At 43.9% G+C, this 22,183-nt stretch carries 27 protein-coding genes and 1 riboswitch; of the genes, 7 read left to right on the top strand and 20 right to left on the bottom strand.

Going from position 1 to position 22,183, the window contains the following annotated elements:
* Window position 1: 1 nt before the first annotated feature.
* From EXG77_RS13265 to nfsA, 4 genes are all read right to left on the bottom strand, one after another.
* Entirely contained in the window at window positions 2-547 is a 546-nt protein-coding gene (locus tag EXG77_RS13265) for a TlpA disulfide reductase family protein (protein ID WP_035398824.1), read from the bottom strand.
* Between the two features lie 148 nt (window positions 548-695).
* Window positions 696-1,406 carry an NAD(P)H-binding protein gene (locus EXG77_RS13270; RefSeq protein WP_023467211.1) on the bottom strand — a complete coding sequence of 237 codons (711 nt, stop codon included), beginning with the start codon at window positions 1,404-1,406 and terminating at the stop codon, window positions 696-698.
* A gap of 156 nt (window positions 1,407-1,562) precedes the next feature.
* Complete coding sequence (locus EXG77_RS13275; RefSeq protein ID WP_035398826.1) at window positions 1,563-2,804, bottom strand: LCP family protein; 1,242 nt, start codon at window positions 2,802-2,804, stop codon at window positions 1,563-1,565.
* Window positions 2,805-2,819: 15 nt separating this feature from the next.
* Complete coding sequence (gene nfsA / locus EXG77_RS13280) at window positions 2,820-3,566, bottom strand: oxygen-insensitive NADPH nitroreductase (protein ID WP_023467208.1); 747 nt, start codon at window positions 3,564-3,566, stop codon at window positions 2,820-2,822.
* Window positions 3,567-3,710: 144 nt separating this feature from the next.
* Here nfsA and EXG77_RS13285 point away from each other — a divergent pair, with 144 nt between their 5' ends.
* On the top strand, window positions 3,711-4,622 hold the full coding sequence (locus EXG77_RS13285; RefSeq protein WP_035398827.1) for a hypothetical protein: 912 nt from the start codon (window positions 3,711-3,713) through the stop codon (window positions 4,620-4,622).
* Window positions 4,623-4,710: 88 nt separating this feature from the next.
* Here the strand turns inward: EXG77_RS13285 and EXG77_RS13290 are convergent, their stop codons facing one another.
* Complete coding sequence (locus EXG77_RS13290) at window positions 4,711-4,974, bottom strand: hypothetical protein (RefSeq protein ID WP_023467206.1); 264 nt, start codon at window positions 4,972-4,974, stop codon at window positions 4,711-4,713.
* Window positions 4,975-5,102: 128 nt separating this feature from the next.
* Between EXG77_RS13290 and EXG77_RS13295 the strand changes: the two genes are divergently transcribed.
* Window positions 5,103-5,942, top strand: a complete 840-nt coding sequence (locus EXG77_RS13295; RefSeq protein WP_035398871.1) for a GNAT family N-acetyltransferase — start codon at window positions 5,103-5,105, stop codon at window positions 5,940-5,942.
* Here the strand turns inward: EXG77_RS13295 and EXG77_RS13300 are convergent.
* The 4 genes from EXG77_RS13300 to EXG77_RS13315 all read right to left on the bottom strand — a co-directional run bounded on the left by EXG77_RS13300 (window position 5,931) and on the right by EXG77_RS13315 (window position 8,382).
* The gene (locus tag EXG77_RS13300; protein WP_035398829.1) at window positions 5,931-6,866 is read right to left on the bottom strand and encodes a hypothetical protein; all 936 of its coding nucleotides are present in this window, start codon (window positions 6,864-6,866) and stop codon (window positions 5,931-5,933) included. The genes EXG77_RS13295 and EXG77_RS13300 overlap by 12 nt on opposite strands.
* A 112-nt stretch (window positions 6,867-6,978) precedes the next feature.
* Window positions 6,979-7,338 (bottom strand): hypothetical protein, encoded by a 360-nt coding sequence (locus EXG77_RS13305; protein ID WP_035398831.1) that lies wholly within the window; start codon window positions 7,336-7,338, stop codon window positions 6,979-6,981.
* A 28-nt stretch (window positions 7,339-7,366) separates the two neighbouring features.
* Complete coding sequence (locus tag EXG77_RS13310; RefSeq protein WP_238987954.1) at window positions 7,367-7,819, bottom strand: GNAT family N-acetyltransferase; 453 nt, start codon at window positions 7,817-7,819, stop codon at window positions 7,367-7,369.
* A 47-nt stretch (window positions 7,820-7,866) separates the two neighbouring features.
* Window positions 7,867-8,382 (bottom strand): GNAT family N-acetyltransferase, encoded by a 516-nt coding sequence (locus EXG77_RS13315; protein WP_035398833.1) that lies wholly within the window; start codon window positions 8,380-8,382, stop codon window positions 7,867-7,869.
* 247 nt (window positions 8,383-8,629) lie between these two features.
* Between EXG77_RS13315 and murB the strand changes: the two genes are divergently transcribed.
* Window positions 8,630-9,541: a UDP-N-acetylmuramate dehydrogenase gene (gene murB, locus EXG77_RS13320; protein ID WP_035398835.1), complete on the top strand. Its 912-nt coding sequence runs from the start codon at window positions 8,630-8,632 to the stop codon at window positions 9,539-9,541.
* A gap of 55 nt (window positions 9,542-9,596) precedes the next feature.
* Here murB and EXG77_RS13325 read toward each other — a convergent pair whose 3' ends face one another.
* Window positions 9,597-10,820, bottom strand: a complete 1,224-nt coding sequence (locus tag EXG77_RS13325; protein WP_035398837.1) for an aminopeptidase — start codon at window positions 10,818-10,820, stop codon at window positions 9,597-9,599.
* A gap of 98 nt (window positions 10,821-10,918) precedes the next feature.
* On the opposite strand from EXG77_RS13325, the gene EXG77_RS13330 reads away from it, so the two are divergent.
* Window positions 10,919-11,338: a YkvA family protein gene (locus EXG77_RS13330; protein WP_023467198.1), complete on the top strand. Its 420-nt coding sequence runs from the start codon at window positions 10,919-10,921 to the stop codon at window positions 11,336-11,338.
* Window positions 11,339-11,374: 36 nt separating this feature from the next.
* Here EXG77_RS13330 and EXG77_RS13335 read toward each other — a convergent pair whose 3' ends face one another.
* Window positions 11,375-12,211, bottom strand: a complete 837-nt coding sequence (locus EXG77_RS13335) for a formate/nitrite transporter family protein (protein ID WP_035398839.1) — start codon at window positions 12,209-12,211, stop codon at window positions 11,375-11,377.
* 183 nt (window positions 12,212-12,394) lie between these two features.
* Window positions 12,395-12,997 (bottom strand): hypothetical protein, encoded by a 603-nt coding sequence (locus EXG77_RS13340; RefSeq protein WP_035398841.1) that lies wholly within the window; start codon window positions 12,995-12,997, stop codon window positions 12,395-12,397.
* Window positions 12,998-13,133: 136 nt separating this feature from the next.
* On the opposite strand from EXG77_RS13340, the gene EXG77_RS13345 reads away from it, so the two are divergent.
* Both EXG77_RS13345 and EXG77_RS13350 read left to right on the top strand, forming a co-directional pair.
* The gene (locus EXG77_RS13345) at window positions 13,134-14,000 is read left to right on the top strand and encodes a YitT family protein (RefSeq protein WP_023467195.1); all 867 of its coding nucleotides are present in this window, start codon (window positions 13,134-13,136) and stop codon (window positions 13,998-14,000) included.
* A 191-nt stretch (window positions 14,001-14,191) separates the two neighbouring features.
* The gene (locus tag EXG77_RS13350; protein ID WP_035398843.1) at window positions 14,192-14,830 is read left to right on the top strand and encodes a hypothetical protein; all 639 of its coding nucleotides are present in this window, start codon (window positions 14,192-14,194) and stop codon (window positions 14,828-14,830) included.
* A gap of 374 nt (window positions 14,831-15,204) precedes the next feature.
* On the opposite strand, the gene EXG77_RS13355 is transcribed toward EXG77_RS13350, so the two are convergent.
* The 8 genes from EXG77_RS13355 to EXG77_RS16575 all read right to left on the bottom strand — a co-directional run bounded on the left by EXG77_RS13355 (window position 15,205) and on the right by EXG77_RS16575 (window position 21,468).
* Window positions 15,205-15,570: a metalloregulator ArsR/SmtB family transcription factor gene (locus tag EXG77_RS13355; RefSeq protein ID WP_035398845.1), complete on the bottom strand. Its 366-nt coding sequence runs from the start codon at window positions 15,568-15,570 to the stop codon at window positions 15,205-15,207.
* A 56-nt stretch (window positions 15,571-15,626) separates the two neighbouring features.
* Window positions 15,627-16,070 (bottom strand): hypothetical protein, encoded by a 444-nt coding sequence (locus tag EXG77_RS13360; protein ID WP_238987955.1) that lies wholly within the window; start codon window positions 16,068-16,070, stop codon window positions 15,627-15,629.
* Window positions 16,071-16,081: 11 nt separating this feature from the next.
* Window positions 16,082-16,720 (bottom strand): thiamine phosphate synthase, encoded by a 639-nt coding sequence (gene thiE / locus EXG77_RS13365; RefSeq protein WP_035398847.1) that lies wholly within the window; start codon window positions 16,718-16,720, stop codon window positions 16,082-16,084.
* Window positions 16,710-17,477 (bottom strand): hydroxyethylthiazole kinase, encoded by a 768-nt coding sequence (thiM, locus tag EXG77_RS13370; protein WP_035398848.1) that lies wholly within the window; start codon window positions 17,475-17,477, stop codon window positions 16,710-16,712. Before thiM ends, thiE begins: the two co-directional genes overlap by 11 nt.
* Complete coding sequence (gene thiD, locus EXG77_RS13375) at window positions 17,458-18,261, bottom strand: bifunctional hydroxymethylpyrimidine kinase/phosphomethylpyrimidine kinase (protein WP_035398850.1); 804 nt, start codon at window positions 18,259-18,261, stop codon at window positions 17,458-17,460. The genes thiM and thiD overlap by 20 nt, the downstream gene beginning before the upstream one ends.
* A 114-nt stretch (window positions 18,262-18,375) precedes the next feature.
* Window positions 18,376-18,486: riboswitch (TPP riboswitch) on the bottom strand.
* A gap of 63 nt (window positions 18,487-18,549) precedes the next feature.
* Window positions 18,550-19,827, bottom strand: a complete 1,278-nt coding sequence (locus EXG77_RS13380) for a murein hydrolase activator EnvC (protein ID WP_035398852.1) — start codon at window positions 19,825-19,827, stop codon at window positions 18,550-18,552.
* Window positions 19,828-20,027: 200 nt separating this feature from the next.
* Window positions 20,028-21,251: a M23 family metallopeptidase gene (locus EXG77_RS16640; protein ID WP_304465956.1), complete on the bottom strand. Its 1,224-nt coding sequence runs from the start codon at window positions 21,249-21,251 to the stop codon at window positions 20,028-20,030.
* A gap of 34 nt (window positions 21,252-21,285) precedes the next feature.
* Window positions 21,286-21,468 (bottom strand): hypothetical protein, encoded by a 183-nt coding sequence (locus EXG77_RS16575; protein WP_238987956.1) that lies wholly within the window; start codon window positions 21,466-21,468, stop codon window positions 21,286-21,288.
* Between the two features lie 263 nt (window positions 21,469-21,731).
* Here EXG77_RS16575 and mce point away from each other — a divergent pair.
* Window positions 21,732-22,183 (top strand): methylmalonyl-CoA epimerase (gene mce, locus EXG77_RS13390; RefSeq protein WP_081637433.1); only part of this gene is annotated, 452 nt, incomplete at its 3' end.

The raw sequence follows: 22,183 nt of genomic DNA on the forward strand, positions 1-22,183 counted from the left end.
GTCATCCTCCTGTTCGTTTCACCATCTCTTTTAACACCTGTTCCGTTACAGGACCGATGTGCTTCGAAAGAATCTTTCCTTTCCGGTCTAATACATAAGTCGCTGGCATTGCTACGAGACGATAAGCATCTTCTGACGTTCCCTTTCGATCATACAACACAGGATATTCAACAGGTGTCTGCTTCAGAAAATCGGCAACATCCGAAACACGTCGTTCTGATGTCGTGACATTGATCCCGTAAACGGGTACATCTGTATGTCGTGCAAAGGCATTTAGTTCTGGAATCTCTTGTTTACAAGGTGGACACCACGTTGCCCAAAAATTAATGACAAAGACATCATGATTGATTTCGTCTAGATCGATGGTTTTTCCTTCTTGATGTAAGGATAGGTTCGGGGCTTTCATCCCTACTTCGAGACCACCTTGTGATACTTGTTTTTGTTGTTGCTCCACTTTTTTTTGTTTTGCATCATATGTTTGATAACCTTGATAGGCAATGCCGATAATAGCAATCGCTAGGATCAGATAGATCAACGGTTTTTTCACATCTAACCCCCTCCTTCTTTGTTCAGTGTAGCAGACTTCCTCTTTTCGACTATCTACTTTTATCAACAAAAAAGCGAACTCTTCCGTCTTATACGCGGAAATGAGTTCGCTTCATTTTAGAGAATTCACGTTTTAACGAGACAAACAGTTAGTTAAAACGTGGTAATTGTTTTTTGACTTGACGGTTATCTTTAACGCTACCGACAGCTTCCGCTCCCCCTAAGGCCTCATTCAAGGAAGTCTTCCCTTCCTTGACTTCTAGACGTCGATTGAATACCGATCGATTATCGACAGAAGCAACGAGGATCGATGCGACATCCGTTTCCGAAATCGTCGCGTCCTTCGTGTCCTTCAAATCTTCATCGGCTTCAATCAAGCCACGCCCTTCACCTGTTGTGATGGCAACCGGACAAATGATCGTATACGTCAAACCACTATGTTCAATCTGTTCCTCTGCTGCATTCTTAGCAGCGTAGAACGGATAGACATCTTTCTTGAATTGCTCAGGTCGATCTGCACCATAAGCGCTCAGTAGCACGAAATGACGTACTCGCGCTTTTTTAGCTGCATCAATTGTTTTCAAAGCGACTGTTCGATCCAGCAGTTCTATTTCAGTTGCTTCGCCGTCTACTCCTGCGGTCGCCGCACAAATGACTGCATCCTGCCCTGCGACTCCGTGCTCAATGACTTTTTCGAGTTCTGTTTCGATATCGACGTAATGCGCCTTGACACCGAGTTTTTCGAATCGTTCCACCAGATGTTCATGACGAACGATGACCGTGACCTGATGACCCTTGGCAAGCGATTTGACGACGCGCGCTCCAATCGTACCGGATGCACCTACGACTAGTACTTTCATATGGGGGGTCCCTCCTCGATAAGTTAGTCACCTTCGTGGAATGTCATGATGTCATGTCCAAAAATCGTCGATTTCAGAGATAACCTAAAACAATCCACCAAAGGAGCAACGTACATCAATTTATACCCGCAATGAACGGAAGGAAACCCCTCCCCATTAGTTCTTCAATGTGCCATAAAACGTCGTATCGAGCTGATCACGTAGTTCTTGCAGTGCCTTCTCATTCGGTAAGTCATAGAAAATCCCGTTCAGTCGTTGGCTGACGGCTTCGATTTCATAATGTTTTCGTTCTGACATCAAGGCAATCGATAACCCTGCCGTCGCCATCTCGCGGACACTTAAATCAAGGTTCATCTCTTCTTTCATATACGAGTGCGCTGCTGGAATTTTCGACCATCCAGTCGGCTTCATCAAGTGTGTCGCGACGGCTTGGATGACTTCCGACTGACGATTCGCGCGCGCTCCGTCATTATCCGTTTTTCGATGTCTCGAATAGGCAAGTGCCATCGCGCCATCCATATGATATTCCTTCCCTTTTTGGAATGAATACTGATTTGCTTTCCCACTCGCATCCTGCTCGGAGAATGTTCCTGTCGAGACAAGGTCGATTCCGCCGATTTGATCCACTAATCCGATGAAACTATCGAAGGAGATGACGATCTTTCCATCGATCTCTTCATCGAGTAGACCCGAAACAGCATCTTGCGTACATTCTTCTCCACCGAAGGCAAAGGCATGTGTGATTTTATCCTTCTTTCCATTCTCACAGGAAATCGGTGTATACGTATCTCGAGGAATCGACGTCAGTTGAATCGTTCGAGAAAGTGGAATGAATTGCATGACCGACAGGGAGTCTGAACGTGATCCACGCAACGACTCTCCAGGTCGTGCATCACTACCGATCAATAAGAACGTGAATGGTTGTGAAGCAAAAAGAACGAATGCGATGAGCAACAATAAAAATAGTCCAAGAAGCTTTCGTTTAAAACGACGTTTTTTCTTGATTTTTTTAGGATGAGCTTCGCGTGAAGAGACGTCAGGATTCTGCTGTACCGATTGCTCTGATCGCCCCGCCTTCCTCGGGCGTCTCGAGCGTTCCCGATTAGCAAACAACCGTGATCCGGCACCCCCGATCATCTGTGCGACCTGTTTAAGCATGCCGCTCCCGGAACGACGCGATGTACTTTTTCGATCTCGCGGTTGCTCTTCGACATATCGATGATACGTAGCCGGTTCTTGCTGCTTCTCAAAGGATTGTTGAGAAAATGATTCGTCCGGCGCGTACGCTTTCGAAAAAGCTTCTTCTTGCCTAGCCTGCTCTTCTTCTTGTCTAGCTTGCTCTTCTAACTGCATACGTCGTCGCTCCAAGCGAGAGCGGTGTGGTTGATGTTCTGCCATTCAGATACCTCCGTATCAATCTTTTGCGATCTGTTTCTCTTTCAAGAACTCGCGGAGATACGTCCGTTTCGGTTCGTGCATCGAGGCAGCCATCTGTTTGACCCACCCTTCTGTCCGTTGACCACCGGTCCGTTCTCCGTAATACGATGACGTTGACTCTTCGTATCCTGTCAGTAACTCACGCATCGTATCGTCATCAGTATACGTATTCCGGTGGAAGACCGCATCCATCGGAAGGCGGGGTTTTTTACCCGGTTGTTGATCCGGAAGACCGACCGCGACTCCGAATAATGGTACGACGTGATCTGGAAGTTGTAAGAGTTCGCTGACACGACGAGCATCATTTCGTAGTGAACCGATGTAGACCGTTCCGTAGCCGAGCGACTCGGCAGCTACGACTAAATTTTGAGCGGCAAGTCCCGCATCGACAGCCCCTACGACAAGCGCTTCCGTCGTCTCGATCGTCCGGCTCACGTCGCCTCCTGCTAGTTCTGCCGCTAACGTATGTTTGTGGTAATCCATACAAAAGACGAAGAAGTAACTGTTTTCTGCCACATATCGTTGACCACTTGCAACGTCGACTAATTGTCGTTTCAATCCTTCGTCTTCGACACCGATGATCGCATAGGCTTGCTGATAAGAGGATGTCGAGGCAGCTTGTGCGGCTTTTATGAGTGTTTCAATCGTCTCTTCGTCTAATTGATGTTGTTTGAATTTCCGGATTGACCGGTGGTTGAGTAAATGTTGAATGGTTTCATTCATGTGTAATCGTCCCCTTCTGTAATGAGTCTTCTTATTTAAGATAGTCGTCTCTGACTAAAAAGCGCAAATGAAGAGGTTCGGTTTATGAAAAAAGCGGGAATTGAATAGTGTTGTACTGTGCTTTTCTTGCGAAGGAGGGCGATCATGAGAATACGGAAACTGCGACTCTTACTAGAACAATATGGCGATACGACCCTTCGCGATATCATCGTCGAAATCTATCGTCAACTCCCGAGACAAGTCATCGAAGAGAAAGAGTTCGACGCCATGTTGACACAGTTCGTGAAGTATAAGGATTTGCAAAAAGAACAGGAACAACCGACCGTCGAACAGACGATTGCTCAGACGGAACGGTTTATTCAATTAGCATACGATCTCCAGTACCTTGAGCCAAATCCGATCGTACCGCTTCGCGAACAAAAGAATTGGTATATCACCGCAAAACGCCTGTTGAAGCATTTACGCCATTACGCTCATCGTAAAAACGGAACCCGGATTGCCTTTGAGGAATTTTTCTTTCTTCTTTCGTCGGCTGCCGGGGAAGAACCTTTATTTTTAAGTAATGATCCGTTTCGATTATTGAAAGTCTCGCAAGTCGATTTTTTTCAAGAATTAGTCGGCTATTATAAAAATGATAGTCATGGTGTCGAGTGGATGGAACGCGCCCTCTATACAGCGTTGAAGGTTCCGATGGACGTCGATACCGAGCGCAGTGACCTTTTGCTTGCCGTACTTGCCCATTGCGAGAAACCCGAACATCAAGAAGCATATATCCATTGCTTGAATGCGCATGCTAAAAAACTACAGTCGCATGTTCGGATTGATGCAGACGCTTTATCCACCTATCAAGAAATTCGTTTCGCAGAGCTACATGCTCTCATTTCCCTACGCGCGTTAGATCGAGCGGAGACGATGCTTTTCACTGAATATATCCCATATTTTTCGCATCGCTCGACTCCGTTTCGCTATTACCTCGATCTCCTCGAACGTGCTGGACTCGAACAAGAACACGAACGAATGGCACGCGTTGGTCGAAAAAAACGAATTCATTTCTAAGAGTAGATTCTTCTTATTCACACGTAGTAGACAATAAAAGGCAAGTGACGATGGAGTCGTCACTTGCCTTTTATTAGTCAGATTCATTTCAATCGGAGGCATTGACGATGCCAAGTCCAACTGTTGCGAGTAATGCAATACAAGCAAATAGGAATGCCATGTCGTTCGGTGAATCGAATCCTTCATAGATCGGTTCTTTTCGATCGACGATAATATGACTTTGTGCTCCATAATCGCCGTATGTCGTAGACATACTGATATCAGGCTCGTCATAATCCTTTGCTTCTCCTACTGTCGCATCAGCGAGAAGTAAAAAGAGTGTTAATCCAATCACGCCCCAAAGATATTTCATAATCAATTAACCTCATTTTCTTAAATAATCCATCTACTTTCCGTTTCAAAAACAATATATAAATACCTTTAATTTACTGTAAAATAATAGGTGAATAAACTTCATATAATTAAAGGAGGACTATGATTTTGTCTATCGTACATTATAATCAACTGTCACGGAATCAAAAACGACATGTTCACCAACTATTACAACATAATCAATGGGCACACGACATTCCTTTTTTTCAATTACTTGAAGGTCATCAATTCGTTTATCTCAAACATGATCTAGTCTATGCGACTCTTGGTTATCGTATTTCAAATGAAATGACTTGTCTGATGAACGGTGCCTACTCAAATATCTCCGCATTTCACCTTCTTGCGAAACACTTACATGAGTATCTTGTTCGTCAAGGTGCCCAACAAATTAAAGTACAGGTCGTTCCGCCTCAAGATGGTGCGCTATCATCGGTTTGGAAAACACTCGGATATACACTTTCTGCTGAACAATTTCGCTTAATCGGAATTTCAAATGACCGTGTATCATCTTTACGCTTTCAACCTATACATGCCCGTAATCAAGAATTATACCTCACTCTTCGAAATCACTCTATAAAAGGATGTGATCATCTTTTTCCATATCATCAAGAACATTATGAACAATTCAGCCATTCAAACACATCACCTTATTTAATATACGACCAACAATTAGTGATCGGTACACTGCTCTATCAAAAATATGGTCGTACGATTCGTCTCCTTGAAATCACGTGTTTGCCCGAGTTGAAATATCAAGGTTACGGTCGGCGAATTCTAGATACCTTTCAAGCCAAATTGTGTAAAGCAAACATCAAGACGTTCGAAACCATTTTTCATTCCACAAACTTAGATGTGTTGAGACTATACCAAAAAAGTACATTTTGCGATATCCAACTTTTTTCTCATTGGCATACGTTTCAAGTTCAAAATAAATCGTTAACCACGTAATCGTTCAATCACTTCATCGTATTCAGGTAACACATACTCCGCATCCATTTCCCGAAAATCAACATGACCCGTTTTACGAAGCACTAGCCCCATCTCGTACAACTGTTCGATATAGGCATCTCCCCATGTCAAGGCAAGTCCAGGTTGGTGATTATGAAAAGCAAGCAAGGCATCTTCAATCATTTCAGAAGCAATGGACGCTTGCATCACACGGTTCAATAAAGATTGGAACAGTACGGTTTGTCGTCCGATCAGCGCATAAAACGGGAAATAATGTTTAGCATAAACAAACGTCGCTAGATAGGCATCCGCCTCAATCGTCTTTAGTAACAATGGTGAAGCGGGACGTTGTAATCGTTCTGCAAGTCCAACGGTCGCCTTGCATTCGCACAGCTGATCCAGCACTCGAACCGTCAACTCCTCTTCGATATCGAGCAATAAGACGAGATCAAGTAGATTCAATTCATGCGTCTCCATGAATTGATCACTGCGTTGAAGATGCATCGTATAAGTAAAGTCCAGCTTTTCAGCAACAAGTGCCCACAACTCGGAATGGCGCGCCGCATATAGACCTACCGGAAAGTGAAGGGGTTGGCGGACGATCGAGCGATGCCCTTCAAGTGTATAGACTTGATTGACGTCTAGACCGTATGCTAGCAGCATTTCGAGTAACTGCTGACGATTTTGACACGTGACGAGTGTTTGGAACAGACGATCGACTTCGACGAGTGGTTGTTTCATTTCAAGCGCTATTTTTAAATGAGCAGGTGAATCCTGCTCTAGCGCCCGCTTAATGAATTGTAAGGCCTGTTGTTCCGCATCGTTCAGTTGGGCAACATGTGTCCGAAACATTTCGATGTCAAGTTCCCGGAAGGCTTGTAACGCCGGTGCAATTGATTGATTTTTTATAAAGGGTTTCCACATGATTCCCTCGACCTCCTCATTCCAGTATCTCTTCGTAGTGTACGCAATATCCTATCGTCTTGAAAGCAAAAAATGGAGAATCTTCCGTCGTTTCAGGAAGATTCTCCATTTTTTATTTTTTACCGACTTTTAAATGAGCGTTTCGAAAGACGGCATCTTGTTTTCCTGTCTTTTCAACACTTGTTCCGACAGACCCCAGGTATTCGATTTCATCCTTTGGCTGAATGAACTCATATGTGATGGCAGGTTCACCCCGAAGTCGAACGTGTATGATTTGTCGATGTCGTAAAGAGAATGATGCGCTCACTTCAAGAAAGGAGGAAGCTGATAAATCATGTTGCCGCTCTAAAATCGTCATCAACTCTTTTTCAGAGTCACGATAGTTCCCCTGCAATTGAGCATACGAAATACCGACTCCTAAAGATAGGATACCAATTAGACTAAGAGCGAAAATGACCAGCACTTTCTTCATGACTGATCCACCTCCGAAAAAGTTCATTCTACTTATTCATCGGTTCATCGATCGTCGACGTGAAGTCTTTTTTTGAATCCTTTGCGTGAAACTGCATGTCCACATGTGGAATATCATCTTCTAAATAAGGGTCGGATACGGTTTCGAAACCAAACGATCCGTAAAACCCTTCTAGGTGTGCTTGTGCCTGTAAGTAGATCGCAGCTTCTTTCTGCAAATGCACCATCGCTCTCTCCATCATTTGTCTCGCTAACCCAACCGATCGGTGAGCATGGTGAACAGCTACCCGTCCAATCGCGACTCCTTTTGTCGGGTGATCGTACATCCGAAGACATCCGACGATTTGACCACTCTCACTCCGGACGATTAGGTGTGTCGCTTGTTGATCTTGATCATCTAGCTCCGGATACGCGCACTCCTGCTCGACGACGAAGATATCCGTCCGTAATTTCAAAAGTGCATATAAGGTATCAGGTGTCATGGAGTGAAAAGACGCGAAGTTAAATTCGTACATAAAAACTCTCCTCTTTAGTTACGACAAAGTCGTGATAGTTGTCCAGCGTAAATCGTGACAGGAATGCCTCTAAACACCGTATCTTTTTCCCAGTTCAGTCCGTTGGCACGAGCGACGTTTTGCGAAGCATGATTATCGGGATGAATGATCGAGATGATTCGATCATGCCCTCGATTGAACGCCTCCATCATTAATTGTTTTGCTGCTTCACGACCATAACCGACTTTCCAGTGCTTTGGTTCGAGCCAATAACCGACCTCTAACTCTTCTTTCCCATCGACTTCCTGCATCAATAATCCGGCGAAGCCAATCGGTTCATTCGTTTCTTTTATGAACAACAGTAAAAAACCAGTTTGTCGCTCATCCGAGTATCGCTCCAATTGCCGTTCGAACCACTCTCGTGCCTCATCTTCACTCAAGGCAATGCCTCCATTGATATAACGCATGACTTGCTCATTTTGAACAAGTGACTTATAAAAACTGAAATCCTCTTCTTCAAACGGTCGCATCCATAAACGTTCACTTTCCATCGTCATCGCCTCCTTCTATACTTCTCTTTTCCCGAGTTCTTTTCGCTTCATTCCTCTTCCTGCCCCTGCTTTCCTTGTGACATTTTTCATTACTAATCGATGACATTCACTCCCTAGTGCTTGCAATTCCCGGCATAAGTCGGTATTTTGGGAACAGTATGTTGAACAACGACCGCACGATTAATGTTAAAATATATTTTGAGCGCATGAGCGCTGGTAGGAATTCATGAAAAGGACTGAGACCATAATGACTGAACAAGTAATGACGGGACTGTATGAAGGCATTTCAAAAGAGTCCGTACTAATCAATGAACCTTTAAAATATCATACGTATACAAAAATGGGAGGAATCGCGGATTTATTCATCATTCCAACCTCTTATGAAGAAACGGCTTTTGTCGTCCGATATGCTTACGAACAAGGTATTCCCTTGACGTTGCTTGGAAACGGATCGAATCTTGTCGTACGTGACGGCGGCATCCGCGGCATTGTCCTCTCCTTTGAGAAGTTAACCGATATCTCGGTTGAAGGACATGAACTCGTTGCTCAAAGTGGTGCAGCAATCATCGAAGCGTCTCGTGTAGCTTACGCGCATCAGCTCAGCGGTCTTGAATTCGCTTGTGGGATTCCAGGAACGATTGGTGGCGCATTGATCATGAATGCGGGAGCATACGGTGGTGAAGTCAAGGATTGCCTCCATAGCGCTACTGTATTGACACGACAAGGAGAACTGTTGAACATTTCGCATGATGAACTCGAACTGGGATACCGGACAAGTTGCTTCTCGAAGAAAGAATACATCATCCTCGAAGGTCGATTTGCCTTAACAGAGGGTGACCCAGCACTAATCAAGGAAGTCATGGATGATTTGACGCATAAGCGAGAAACGAAACAACCACTCGAGTACCCTTCTTGTGGTAGCGTCTTTAAACGTCCAGAAGGCTATTTTGCAGGGAAGCTGATTCAAGATAGCAACTTACAGGGAACACGCATCGGTGGCGCTGAAGTGTCCAAGAAACACGCTGGTTTCATCGTCAACGTCGAGAATGCGTCAGCATCCGACTATATCGCGCTCATTCGTCATGTCCAAGAAACGGTTCAAGAAAAATTCGGTATCTTACTTGAGACAGAAGTGAAAATTATCGGTGAAGAAGCATAACAAGAATCTTACAAGAAAAGGTGAGCTCCGTATTCGGACTCACCTTTTTGTTCGTTTAGATTGACCAGTTTCCGTCACGCATGACTGATTCACGCGTTCCGTCTGCAAGTTCTCCTTCAATCGATAGATCCGCTGATCCAATCATGAAGTCGACATGCGTCATCGAGTCGTTCGCGCCTTGTGCTTCTAGTTCTTCTGCTGAAAGGCTAGGACCATTTTCGAGACACGTCGAGTACGCACGACCAATCGCTAAGTGGCATGAAGCATTTTCATCAAACAATGTATTATAGAATAGGATACCCGAGTCAGAAATCGGCGAACGGTGTGGCACGAGCGCAACTTCTCCAAGATAACGTGCACCTTCATCAAGTGAAATCAAGTCATCTAATGCTTCTTGACCCTGTTTCGCTTCCGCTTTAACGATTTTTCCGTTCTCGAACCAGAGTGTGAACTCATCAATCAAGTTCCCACTATAGCTAAGCGGTTTTGTGCTCGAGACGTGTCCGTTGACTCCTGTCTTTTTCGGTAACGTGAACACTTCTTCTGTCGGCAGATTCGCGATGAAATCAACACCATCTGCATTCGGACCACCGCCACCTAACCAAACATGACGTTCTGGTAATTCGATTGATAATTCTGTTCCTGGAGCTGTGTAGTGCAATGTTTTGTATTTCTTCTCTGTCAGGAATTTTGCTTTTGAACGCAGATTATGATCATGATCCGCCCATGCAGCGACCGGATCCGCTTGATCGGCACGTGTAGCCTTTAAAATAGCTGACCAGAGCTCTTCAACAGCATTCTCTGAATCAGGGAATACTTTCTTCGCCCAGCTTTCAGAAGGTGCTGCTACGACACACCAGCTGACATTGTCACTCATGACGAACTTCCGCCAATTAGCAAGAGCGACACCGGCTGCTTTATTCGCACGTGCGATTCGGCTCGAGTCCACGCCATTCAATAAATCCGGATCTTCACTGACGACCGATAAGAACGCTGTCTTTTCTTCTGCCAGTTGGTCGTAACGTGCTTTTAACCAATCCGGGAACGTATCAAACGACTCTTCCGGTGCATCGAAATAACGGATTTTCGTCATCTCATCATCTGACCATTGTACATATACTTGCGTAGCTCCTACTTCGTAGGCGACACGCGTGATTTCACGAACGAGCGGCAAATTTTCGATTCCTGCACGCACCTCGAGTTGTTGTCCTGGTTGTAGATTAATTCCCGTACGCACGGCTAAAGACGCGTATTGTTGTAATTCTGCTTGTGTCGGCATTATGTAATCCCCTTTCTTGTATCTTTATTTTCACGAAATAGTTGCAATTTTGCAAGAAATAAGGCGAAACTAGAAAGAGAAGAGAAGGAGGCATCACCATGGAATTCACACCCGGCGATTTTAAATCGGCTTATACGTATTTTCACCGACAGGCACTCGACCTCGTTGGTGATGAAAAAGCACAGCAAGAATTGTTAGTTCGAGCAGAAATCGGACTTGCGCACTTGACGCAAGATATCGCGTCTACAGAAAGCTCGGACATCGAACGCGAGGCAGAACTCGTCCTTTATTTTCAATTAAAACAACTGCTTGAAATGCTTCGTGCTCTCTATCAGAAAAAATTCGAAATGCATGCGGAGCAGGAACAATTGTTATTGACGGCCGTTCTGTACTTTACGTCTCCTGTTGACGCCTTACCGGACGATAACGTCCTCGGGCTCTTCGATGATGCACAAATCGTCGAGACGATTTACGAAGAACTGGCTGCAGACGTCGATCGCTTTCAACATATGGAATGAATGAAAAAAGCAGCTGTCGCGACAGCTGCTTTTTGATTATGCATTTTGTTTCGAAGCAATATGAACAGGTGTCGTGGATTGACGTGATTCATCTACTTCTAATTTTTCTTTATTCAGCCACGTATAGATCATTCCCATGAAGACTGCTCCACCAATGATGTTTCCAGCTAAAGCTGGCAACAGGTTATGCATCGCTCCGGCAAATGTGATCGTATCCGGATGTGGTACGACTAACGCAATGGAGAACAAGGCCATATTGGCGATGACGTGATCAAATCCAGATGCGAAGAAGACTGCGACCAGTACCATCATCATCATGATCTGCGCCAACTCATTCTTCATGTTCTTTGGAATGAAAATCGCTAAACAGACCATCCAGTTACAGAAGATAGCTCGTGTGAAGATTTCCCACGTCGTATGGTGGATCTTCGTTTCTGAGACAGAAAATAACCAGTTGTTCATACCAAGCTCTTGGATGATTCCTGTTTGAGAAAAGAGTAGCGCAAATGCTAATCCTCCAAGTCCATTTCCAATCAGACAGATCAACCAGACCTTCATCGTATCCATCTTCGTCGTATAGCCGCGCATCGTCGCCGTCGTGAAATACATCGTATTTCCTGTGAACAGCTCTGCCCCACCGTAAACGATCAGGACGAGTGCCACTCCGAAGGTCAGTCCACCAACAAGTGTCGCAGCAGGTGACTCCGCCATATATAGACCGTTAATTGCTTTTAAGGTAAAAATAATTGCAAATCCAATGAAAATCCCTGCTAGCATGGCACGAACTAAGTACTCGAGAGGACGCATTTGTAGCATGCGCGTCGACTTGATTGCTTTATTCCGTAATCCTTCTAATGCTTCTACCTCGTTCATCGTAGAAACCTCTCTTTCTTTTGTTCAACACTTCACAATGTTTGTTCATTTATTATCATACTTCCATCTTAAAAGATGTTCAAGTATTGAATAGACCTGTTTTATCGTTTTTATAAAAGAACGAGATGTAAACGATATCATTGTGTCGAGATTGTGAAAAATGCCTTTTCTTGCTTTATACAACTAATTAGTTTGAATTCGTAGTCGTGATGCGAAGCGTTCAAAGAAAGTATTTCGCCTTGATGCATCGAGCACATAACCATCAATGACAACCCGATTAAAGCGTCTAGAAGAGGAAGTAGCTCGTTCAATATCGGTCGGAGTGTAGGCGTCGAATGTTTTCCGGTCCATCGTAAAATCTGCACCTGAATACGGATCCGTGTAGTAAATTTCGAGATCGGTCAAATCAGGAATCGTTGAAAATAAAACAAGTGTATGATGCATCAGCACTTTAGATAACCGAGCTTTCAAAAAATCCTGATTCACTTGTAGTGTTCCAGTATCGGTACCAATCCAGGCTTGTCGCTCTTTTCCTGTAACCTCATAAACAAGCCGCAACGATTCCCCTTCGACATCTACCTGTTTTAATTCTGATGAGAACGGAAGTTGTTCGGCTAATTGACGAACCGCTACCGTATTCATCATCGAAGCACCCACTTGTCTCGCTACGAGATCTCCATCATGCCAAATAGACGTTCGATTTTCTTCATCCGATGGTTGAAAAATGCGAATACCAATTAGTATTACTAAACAAATACAACCAATAAGCAAGAACGTTTTTTTCATTTTCATCACCTTCCTAAAAAAACGTACCCTTTTTCATCTTTTTTCATAAGAAGGGTTGAAATTTTATGCATATGGGCGTACTCTTGCAGGCAGATACTCACAGAAGGAGGAGCATGAGGTCACTCATCATATTGCCATGACTACAACACACCCACAGAAAAAGAGAGTTGAAAAAATTAGTTTTTTAATCATCGGTACATTGCTTTATTCCCTTTACATCAGTTTACTACTATCTCCAAATGATATCGGATCAGGCGGTATCATGGGGATCACACTCATCATCCAAGAGCTCTTCCACACGCCAATCGGTTTAACGCAATTGCTTTTAAACATCCCACTCTTCCTTTTAGGTTTTCGTTTTCTGCGTAAACGGTTCATGTTCTTATCCGGCATCATCGTCGTTGCTTCCTCTTTTTTAATCGACTGGATTCCGACTCAAATTGTTCCGGAATCTTTAAATGATCCGCTCGTCGCCTCCATCTTTGCCGGTCTAGTCTCTGGACTTGCGATGGCATTGATTTTCTTCGGTGGTGCTTCAACTGGAGGGCTTGATATTCTTGGAAAATTTTTCTTCGCTCGTTTTCATAACTGGCCACTTCCTCGCATATTTCTGATGCAAGATCTTGTCATCTACATCCTTGTTTGGTGGGTGTTTGACTTAAAACACGTTATGTACGCGCTCATCATGAGCTTCGTTCGCGCCAAAGCCCTTCAGACGGTTTACAGTTTCTATTCTGCTTCTAAGCAATGTATCATCATTTGTGAGAAAGCAGATGAAATCAATGAAGTCATTACAAAAGAACTCGGTCGTGGTGTCACGATTCTCGATGCACGTGGAGGATATTCCAACCGAACGAAAAAAATGGTCTATGTCGTCGTTCAAAATAATGAAATCGTCCGTTTGCAAGAGATCGTCTCTTCCGTTGAGCCAAATGCATTCGTTACATTCTCAGAAATTCATACGGTTTTCGGAAACTATAAGGAACATTCCTATTCGTTTTAACCAAGCGCAGCCAAGCTGCGCTTTTTCTTCTACATAAAACAGCTTCTCGGATTGCACTAGCTTTCCTGCTTTTTTATTCAGAATACTGACTTCTTACTTTCCTATCCCTATTCAAAAAATAGACAGGCTTCACTTTTCTTGTAATAGTAGTTAAGCTAATGACATGTCTTTTTATTTAAAGGAATGATTGCATGCACTCACTATGGCGTCAGCGTGTTCTGCTGATTCTTTTGATCAGTTTATTTGCCTCTATACCAATCATTTATGCCTTATCTGGTTATCGGACAATTGCGGCGATGACAGCGCAGATGAAGGATCATGATATACCGTTAATTAATCAAGTCGATCAGTTGGTTGAACATAATCGAGATCGAGCAAACGCAGTCCGCGGCCTCTTATTGTACGAAGATAATCGTTATATTGAACAATATTATTTTTCGACTTCGAAAATTCATGACTTACGTAATAGTCTGAATCAATCTTCAACTACTCCAGGAACAATTAAAGATCTTCTTCGTCGCAACAATGTCTGGGAGTCAGAAATCGAACGGGTTTTCGTCGTATATGAACGCCAAAGTCCAGCAGCAGCAAAACGTCTCGCCAGACAATCGACTCAAACGACTCAGACGATCCTTGAAGACTTATCACGTGTAAAAGATGATTTATATCGAACGCTTCAGGCAAAATTACAACAATCGGATGCGTTAATTGCTACATATAAATGGATGTGCCTCGGCCTGTCAATTCTGTCCTTTTTGATGATTAGTGCAACGATTTTTTTCTTCCATCGCTTCGTTCCTGCCATATCAGAGAAATCAGCACAAGAATAAACAAAAAGGAGCTGACTCAAAAGTCAGTCTTTACAAAGATAAGGGTGGCAGATCATCATTCTGCCACCCTTATCTCGTAACAAAAAGAATGACGCTTCACACGCCACTTCTACAGGAACAAGCGCGATTTTGCGCTATCAGAGACGAACAAGACCCGCTTTTCTGCTGGAATGAAGCAAGAAAGCCAGCTTGTGTCTCGCCTGAGGAAAGGGTCTGAAAAGATGAGTTATTCTTTTTTCGAGTCAGCTTCTTCAGATTATAGAGGCGTCATCTTGATTGACAGGACGAGGTCGATGCTTGTCCTAGGAAAACGATCCGAGATGAACAAAAAAAGCGCAGCAATAGCTACGCTTTTCGTTATTCTAAAGAATCATTCACGTACTGCTTTTTCCCTCATGCACATGTTCCATAGCCATATGCACAAGCGATGAGACATGATGATCATCCAGGGAATAATAGACGACTTTGCCTTCTTTTCGGAACTTGACGAGTCCTTGTTTCAACAAAGACCGAAGATGGTGAGACGCCGTCGCAATCGAACAGTCGACAGAGGCTGAGACATCACAAACGCATAGTTCTTCTTCAATCGTCAACGCATAAACGATTCGCAGTCGTGTCGCATCCGAAAGAATCTTAAATAGCTTTCCGATTTCAAGTGTTGGGATCGTATCCACGACTTGTCCGATTTCAGACGCACGTTGTTCGTCAATCGCAATCGTTTCACAACGGGGAATATCCATGTCCGTCACCTCGTTTTTACCTATATTGCACCATGGGAAAACAGAACATTGCAAGTTTAGCGCATGCGCCTACGAATGAGCCAAAATACAAACCATCCTCCAACATAATCTCCGATATCCCAGACGATTCGATTTTGATCGACAGCGCGTACGCCGATATCAATGATTTTCGTACTCTCTAATCGGTTCGAATAGCGCTGTCGTAGCCGAGTCGGAATCGGTAGACGAAGAAGTACCCGGTAATAGATGTCTAAATGAGTATGTCCCCAAATTTCCGTCGCAATCGAGCTCGTTTTAATATACAACGGACGTTTGTAGCGTCTTTCATACTTTTCTTTCAATAAAAGGGCCATCTCATAAGATATACGATTAGGACGCGGAAATAAGACTTTTCCTAGATGGTAGATCCCCTGATTATCGACTCGAATGATTTGTGGTTCTAACCGATATCGAATCCAATAGCCGCGAAAACGGATCGTCTGCCATTTCAATACAATCACCTCTGAACGGATTATACCCTGTTCTGAAGTGATTGATGCCATTCTCGCACAGCATCTGTCATTTGCTGCGCAGCGAGTTGCCGATCTTCTTTAGCGAAAATTTCTGAAATGACGGCGTACCCTTCTAGCGGGATGGGAAGGGTGGAGACATTTGTTGCTGTGATTCCACCAATACCGATTAGAGGTAATCGTACGGCTTCCCGAATCGCCTGAAGCATCGTATGCGACATGGAATCAGCGTCCGCTTTGGATGACGTCGCAAATAGAGATCCCACGCCTAAATAAGAGGCTCCGTCTCGTTCTGCTTCAATCGCTTGTGCAACAGTGGCTACCGACACACCAATTACAGCATCTGGTAAAAGGCGACGTGCTGCGGTTAAAGGAATGTCTTCTTGTCCGATATGCAAACCAGCTCCGACGAGTAACGCGATATCGATCCGGTCATTGATGATCAAAGGAATGTCGTGTCGATCCGTCAGTCTCTTCAACCGAACTGCCTGATCGTAGAATTCCTTTCCTTGTGCGGTTTTTTCTCGTAGTTGCACGATCGTCGCACCACCTAAAACAGCTTCCTCAACGACCGTCTCGATCGCGACGCCAGGATGGTACCGACGATCCGTCACTGCATAGATGGAGTAATCAATTGACACGTTCTGTCACCTCCACCAGTTCTTGCTCCGTCATGAGGCTGATCGCATTGAACAATTCTCGTTTAAAATCACCAAGACCTTGCGCAGAGACTGCTTGTTCTCCTGCTTTTCCCATGACGAATGTTCCGTGAACAGCCGCCTCAAACGCCGTATATCCTGCGCCGAGGAAGCTCGCAATCAAGGAAGCCGTCATACAGCCCGTACCCGTGATGTCTCCTAGACGAGGTGTTCCTACATGTAATTCCATTTCGCGCGTTCCATCCGTGATATAGTCGTTCGGACCTGTCACGACGAGGACAGATTTGTGTTTGCGAGCGAATGCACGAATACTTTCTCGATCCATCATTGCATCTCCCGCAGCATCGACTCCCTTAGTTCGTCCGTCTTCCCCAAGTAACGTCTTGATTTCAGAAGTATTTCCTTTGATGACCGTACACCCGAGATCAATGAGTTCTTTAGAAAAGGCAGTACGTAATGTCGTTGACCCTGCTCCAACTGGATCAAGAACGATCGGGACATTCAAACGTCCCGCTTCACGGGCTGCAAGTCGTTGAGCTGCTTGCATGTCTGCATCGATCGTACCAATGTTTAAGACAAGGGCTTGCGCGAGTCTAACCATCTCTTCTACTTCGCGAATGTCTTCCGCCATGACGGGTGATGCTCCAACAGCGAGTGTGACGTTTGCGCAGTCGTTGATCGTTACCGTGTTCGTCAGATGGTGAATGAGTGGTTTGTGTTCAAGAATGGTCGTAAACATGTGTATCCCTCCAAAGTGAATGAAAATGATGTGTCGGTCCAATACCTTGTCCGAGAGCAAATCCATGACGAATCGCCTCCGTGACATAGCTCTTTGCTTGTCTTACACTATCTGTAAAATCTTCTCCAAGCGCCATCCGCGCCGCAATCGCCGCAGATAAGGTACAACCAGTTCCATGAGTATGTTGATTGTCTAACCGTTCCGATGTGAAGCGGTGTTCTACTTCCCCATCAAACAACAAATCCGTCGCAGCTCCTGAGAGATGTCCACCTTTTAGTAATACTGCCCCTGTCTGTGTAGCTAATTGATGCATCGCCAGTCGCATTTCATCTAGATTGGTGACCGATCGTCCTGTTAAACGCTCCGCTTCCGGTAAATTTGGTGTGACGAGTGTCGCAAGCGGTAAAAGCTCCGAAATCAATGCTTGTTCAGCCTCCGTCCGTAATAAGGCATGTCCCCCTTTAGCGACCATGACGGGATCTAATATGATCGGAACTGTCTGTTTGCGGAGATGTGTAGCAATGAGACGAATCGTCTGCGCATTCGAGACCATTCCGATTTTGATCGCATCGACACGAATGTCTGAAAAAATCGACGTTAACTGGGCATCTACGATTTCTGGAGATAACTCTTCCACCGCTTGAACACCCAACGTATTTTGCGCCGTGACAGCTGTCAGGACGCTCATTCCATAAACGCCTAAAGCTGAAAATGTTTTTAAATCTGCTTGAATCCCAGCTCCACCACCGGAGTCGGATCCCGCAATCGTCAGTACATGTTTCATATTCTTTTCACCTTCCCATCGAGCAATATAAGGGAGTCGTGACCGACAAAAAAGCGTCGACCGCTGTAAAAAAGCAGTCGACGCTATACGAAAGCGTTATACACGCATTCCGGTATCCGTTCGGCTCAACTTTCCTACGCTGGTATTATCCAGTTCAGGTAATAGGGTCGAAAACAGATTGGTTTTCCTCTCAGCCGGATTCCTCCAGCTCCCCTAGTTGCTCAAGTATTCGTTTCGCCTTAACTGTAGCATAGGAAAGAAAAAAAAACGAGCCGAAGCCCGTTTTGATTACAGATATGCCAATGGATTGACTGCATTTAAAGGAGAAGAAGCACTGTATTGATAGCCTCCGACATGTAGTTCGAAATGTAAGTGTGGTCCTGTTGAATTCCCTGTACTACCAAGTGTTCCGACTTGCTGACCTTGAGAGACCGTTTGTCCTGCATGAACAGATAATGAGCTCATATGAGCGTAAACCGTCGTATAGACTTTTCCATCCAAGAAATGTGAAATCATGACGTGGTTTCCGTAAGGTCCACCACCTGATGCTGTAATGACGGTTCCGGCTGCTGCTGCGACGATCGGAGATCCGACGGGACCTTTGAAATCGACGCCATTATGGAATGTATAACCGTTTGCTCCACTAGCTGGTCCGAATCCTTGTGATACCCCACCAGAAGATGGTCGGACAAATTTCCCACCACCTGAAGCGATTGGTGTTGTATCTGAACTTGTTGATTCTGTATTCTTATTGGCTTGTTTTGCTGCTTGAGCACTTGCTTTAGCCGCTTTTTCAGCTGCCGCTTTCTCTGCTGCTGCTTTTTCAGCCGCTGCTTTAGCCGCTGCCTTCGCTGCCGCAATCGCACGTTCTTGCGCTTCGAGAGTCGCTTGCAGTTCTTTTGCGTCTAACAGTTCTGTCGTAAACTTCGTCTTCCCTTTTCGTAATTTTTTGAGTGTAGCACTACGCTCTTTCATTTGAACTTTTAACGCTTTTTTTTGTTCAAGCAATACTTTCTTTTCTTGCATTTGCTCCGCTTTTTTCTCAACAAGTGCTTGTTTTGCTTCTGCTAATTTTTGTTGTGTCGCGATGTAATCTGAAATCATTTTATCATCTTGTTCAGCAATCTTTTTACCCGCCATGACACGGCTGAATAAATCACCTAAATCCTTTGATCCAAAAATGACTTCTTCCCACTTAATCGAGTTTCCATCGTTTTCTTGGAAAACACGTAAACGATCACCGAGTAGTTCTTCCTGCTTCTGTAGCATCTCCTCGTAACGAACGATGTCTGCCTTTAACTCATCGATTCGATTGCTTAACTGTTTAATTTGTTTATTTTTTTCGGAAACTTGGAAAATCTTTTCGTTAATCGCTGCGTCGATTCGATTGATTTGACGTTGTTCTTTTGAAATTTTAGCTTCTTGCTTTTTAATCTCTTTTTCTAATTTACGTTGTTCAGCGGCATTTTCAGCCTTTTTTTCTTTAATCGTTGCTGCCGCGATCGGTTGTGTACCTGTTGTAAGTAATGCCCCTAAAACAATGGTAGAAATTAGTTTTTTTAGCATATATCGTTTTCCTCACTTATGTATTTTCATTTTTTATTATAGTATTCAAGTTTCTCTCATATCTGAAATAGATTATAGCACCCTAATCGTTTCAAAAAAATTTCATTTACATTTCAAGTGAAAACGTTTTTTTGTAATATATATATTTCTTATCAAATATAAAAAAAAGAATCGTTGCATATGCAACGATTCTTAACTGTTTAAAACATAGTCATTGGATTTACTGAGTTAGCTGGACCTGTTGCACTGTAGCTGTATCCACCAACGTGAATTTCGAAGTGCAAGTGTGGACCTGTTGAGTTTCCTGTGCTACCACGTGTACCGATTTGTTGACCTTGGCTGACGCGTTGACCTGCACTAGCGTTCAATGAACTCATATGTGCATAGACTGTCGTATATGTCTTCCCGTTCAATTGGTGAGCAATCATGATGTGATTTCCGTAAGGTCCGCCACCTGATGCTGTAATGACTGTACCAGTTGCAGCTGCCACGATTGGCGTGCCAACTGGACCACCGAAATCAATCCCGTTATGGAACGTATAACCGTTTTCTCCGCCTGCAGAACCATACCCTTGTGTCACAGCACCAGCAGTTGGATGAATGAAGAGTCCGCCTGATGATGGTGACGGTTTAGGTGTCGCAGGAGCTGACGGTGCTGGCGCAGTTGGTGCTGGTGTAGATGGTTTTGGTGCCGATTGTTTAGTCGAACCAGAAGGTTTTGCTGACTGCGCTGCCTTCTCTTGTGCTGCTTGCTGAGCTGCCGCTTCTTTAGCTGCTTGTTGTTCCGCTTCTTTCTGAGCTGCTGCTTGAGCTGCTTCAGCCTCTGCCCGTGCTTTTGCTTCACGTGCCGCTTGAGCTTGACGCTCTTTTTCGATTCGAGCTTCTCGTTCACGCGCTGCTTTTTCAGCTGCAATCGCTTTTTCTTGAGCGATCAAAATTTGCTGGACTTCTTTTGCATCCATCAATTGTGTTTCGAACTTTTCTTTTTTCTTACGTAGTTCTTTTAAGCGTTTGTTCCGCTCTTTTAATTGTGATTCAAGATCCGCTTGTTGACGTTTTAATTCTTTTTTCTCAACGACCAACTGCGCTTTCTTTTCTTTTACTTTTTGTTGCGCATCCGCTAATTGCTTTTGCGTATTTTGGTAATCCGTGATCATTTTATCATCTTGTTTTGAAATGGATTTCCCTGCCATGACACGGCTTACGAGGTCACCAACGTTTTTAGCGCCAAAGATGACTTCTTCCCATTTAATTGAGTTTCCATCATTCTCTTGCATGACACGAAGACGATCACCGAGTAGTTTTTCTTGGCGTTTTAGTTTCGCTTTATATTTCTCGATTTCTTTTCCAAGCTCAACGATTTCACGTTCTGTTGCTTTGATTTGACGATCTTTTGTTTCGACAGCAAAGATTTTTTCGTTCAACGCTTCGTCTAGTCGATTGACTTCTTGCTGTGTTTTAGAGTATTTTTTTACCTTCTTGATTAACAGAAGACTCTAAGTTTTTTTGCTTTTTAGCATTGTCTTGTTGCTGTTGTTCGTTTTTGGCTTTCTGTTCACTTAAATCGTCTGCTGCTGCAAAATGAGGTGCTGATGAAAGAACTAGTGCGGAAACGATGAGCGACGCGAACGTTTTTTTCATGTAGTATTCCCTCTTTTTCTGTAGTGTATGTTTTATGATTTATCGTAGAATATTTAAGTTAAATTTAAATTCTGTAATCTTTTTTCTTTTTTATAAGAACGTTTTTGATTATAGCATTCATTCCTCTTCCATAATATTTCAGTGATATTTCAATTTAAATAAATCTTTCCTCTTCTATGTAATAGAAACATTTGGAAGGTAACTCATCGTTGCAACTTTGGAGTGTTTTTGGGAAACTGAAGCGAACAGAAGGAGGATATCATATGAAATTAGACCACACTGGAATTGCCGTTCGCGACATGCAGGAAGCCATTTCATTTTATACAAACGTACTTGGAGGAACCTTAACAAAAGAGTACTCGAATCCTGCGCCAGGTGTCGCTTCCAATATTGCGGTCATCGAGTTCGATGATGCGCACATCGAGTTGTTAACGCCAACAAGTCCGGATAGTCCAATCGCACGTTTTTTAAAACAACGCGGGAAAGGTGTCCACCATATTGCTTATCGTGTAGAGAATTTAGATCAGGCGATTGAAGAAGCAAAACAACGAGGCTTAACATTTTTAGAAGATACGTATCGAACGACGCCGTTCGGACGACGACTAATTTATATGAATCCTCGTCATTCACACGGCGTCATTACGGAACTCTGTGATTATCCAGAAAAACCCCTAAAAAAAAAAAAAAAAAAAAAAAAAAAAAAAAAAAAAAAAAA

This window comes from Exiguobacterium sp. OS-77 (assembly GCF_000414195.2).
In the GTDB taxonomy this organism is placed as follows: domain Bacteria; phylum Bacillota; class Bacilli; order Exiguobacteriales; family Exiguobacteriaceae; genus Exiguobacterium_A; species Exiguobacterium_A indicum.